Annotated in this window: 1 protein-coding gene; it reads right to left on the minus strand. The window is 74.5% G+C overall.

All coding sequences use genetic code 11. The annotated features are described in order from the left end of the window. The coding region (locus tag ACFY8U_RS36205; protein WP_389576399.1) for an acyltransferase domain-containing protein at window positions 1-2,511 on the minus strand (2,511 nt) is incomplete at both ends.

Genomic DNA, 2,511 nt, shown 5'->3' on the forward strand with positions numbered 1-2,511 from the left:
CCCACACCCAACGGCCCCACCACATCCGGCGCCGCCACCAAAGCCACGTTCTCCACCGCACCCCGCACCGACACCCCCACCCGCCACGCCCCCTCAGGAGCCTGGAGGGTGCGGTCGGTGACAGGGGCCAGGCGTGCCGCGTACAACCGGCCGCCGCGCACGGCGAGTTCCGGTTCGTCCGCGCCGGGCACGGCCGTGAGCGCCGTCCACGGGTCGGCGTCGACATCCACCAGGAGCACGCGCCCGGGGTGCTCCGACTGCACGCTGCGCAGCAGCCCCCGTACGGCGGCACCCGACACATCGGGCAGGTCGTCGCCCGGCTCGGCCGCGACGGCCCCCCGGGTGAGCAGCACGAGGGTGGCGTCGGTGTCCGCGCAGGCCAGGAACTCCTGGACGGTGGCGAGCGTCGCGCACACCCGCGCCTCGGTGTCGTCCAGGCCGCCGGCCCCGTCGACGGGCGCCGAGGTGACCAGCAGCAGGTCGGCCGAGGCCGAGGCGACGTCGGCCGCCCGCACGCAGTCGGCCCCTAGGGCCGCGAGCGCGTCGGCCGCACCGTACGGGTCGGCTCCCACGACAGCCCAGGTGACATGGGCGGGCGCCGGTTCGGGGAGCGGGACCCAGTCCACCCGGTGCACCGGCCGCGCCACCGTGGCGCCCGTCGGTGCGTCCGCGGCGAGGGGCCGCAGCACGACACGCCCGACGGAGAGGACAGTGCGGCCTTCGGCGTCGAGGGCCAGTAGCTCCACCGCGTCCTCGCCGCGCGGCGAGAGCCGCACGCGGAGCGTGGTGGCGCCGGAGGCCGCCAGGGTGACCTGCGACCAGGAGAACGGCAGCCCCGGCGGCCCTGCGGGGCCATCCGTCTCGACCGCCCGGACGGCGAGCGCGTGCAGCGCCGCGTCGAGCAGAGCCGGGTGCAGCCCGAAGCGGCCGGCGTCCGCGTGCGCCTGCTCCGGCAGGACGACCTCGGCCCAGAGGTCCTCGCCCGCGCGCCAGACGCCGCGCAGCCCCTGGAACACCGGACCGTACTCCAGCCCGGCACCGGCCAACGCCGGGTACAGCTCGTCGAGGGTCACGGCGTGGCCGCCGTCCGGCGGCCAGGAGGACGCCGGGGCGACCACGGGGGCCGCGGCACGCAGGGTGCCGGAGGCGTGCCGGGTCCACGGCTGCCCGTGCCAGCCGGTGCCGTCGGAGAGGCGCGAGTGGACGGTGAGCTGACGCGCGCCGTCCTCGTCCGGAGCACCGACCAGCACCTGGAGCTGGACGGACTCCTCCGTCAGCACCAGGGGGGTGTGCAGGACCAGCTCGTCAATGGCGTCGCAGCCCGCCTGGTCGCCGGCGCGCACCGCGAGATCGACGAACGCGGTGCCGGGAACCACGATCCGGCCGTGCACCCGGTGCTGGGCGAGCCACGGGTGGGTGCGGACGGAGAGGCGCCCGGCGAACACCAGGCCGCCGTCGTCGGCGAGTTCGACACCTGCGGCAAGGACGGGATGCCCGGTCTCCCCCAGTCCGGCGGACACCATGTCACCGGGGCGCGCGGAGACCGACGGCCAATAGCGCTCGGGGACGAAGGCATAGGTGGGCAGCTCGATCCGACGGCCACCGGCCGGCGCGAGCAGGGTGACCCAGTCGACGGGCACCCCGTGCACGTGCAGGGCCGCGAGGGCGCGCAGCAGGGCGGCATCCTCGTCCTGGCCCGAGCGCAGGGCCGGCACGGCGGTCGCGCCCTCGCTGATGTGCGGAACGAGCGCGGACAGCACCCCGCCGGGCCCGAGTTCGAGGAAGATCCGGGTGTCGGTGAGCGAGGCGACCGCGTCGGCGAACCGGACGGGCTCACGAATCTGACCGACCCAGTAGTCCGGCGTCGTCATGTCGCCCGGCGCCGTGGTGACGACGGGGATCGTCGGGGCGTGGTACGTCAACGACTTCGCGACCGTCGCGAACTCGTCGAGCATCGGCTCCATCAGACGCGAATGGAACGCGTGCGAAACGGCCAGCCGCTTCACCCGTACGTTCTCCGCCCGGAGCCGCTCCTCCAGCGCACCGATCGCGTCCGCGTCACCGGACACCGTCACCGACGTCGGCCCGTTCACGGCCGCCAGGTCCACACCCTCGGGCAGCTCAAGACCGTCCTCGGCCGCCTCCACGGCCAGCATCGCACCGCCCGACGGCAACGCATCCATCAACCGACCACGCGCCGAGACGAGAGCACAGGCATCGTCCAGCGACAGCACCCCGGCCACATGCGCCGCGGCCAGCTCGCCGATCGAATGCCCCACCAGCACGTCCGGGGTCACACCCCAGGACTCCACCAGACGGAACAACGCCACCTCGACCGCGAACAGAGCCGGCTGCGTGTACGCCGTACACGCCAGAAGCTCCGCATCCTCGCCGAACACCACCTCCCGCAGAGGCAGTTCGAGGTCCACCCGCGCACACACCGCGTCGAACGCGTCCGCGAACACCGGGAAGGCGTCGTACAGCTCACGCCCCATCCCGACCCGCTGCGCA

Origin of the sequence: Streptomyces sp. NPDC012508 (genome assembly GCF_042902595.1) — a bacterium.
In the GTDB taxonomy this organism is placed as follows: Bacteria; Actinomycetota; Actinomycetes; order Streptomycetales; family Streptomycetaceae; genus Streptomyces.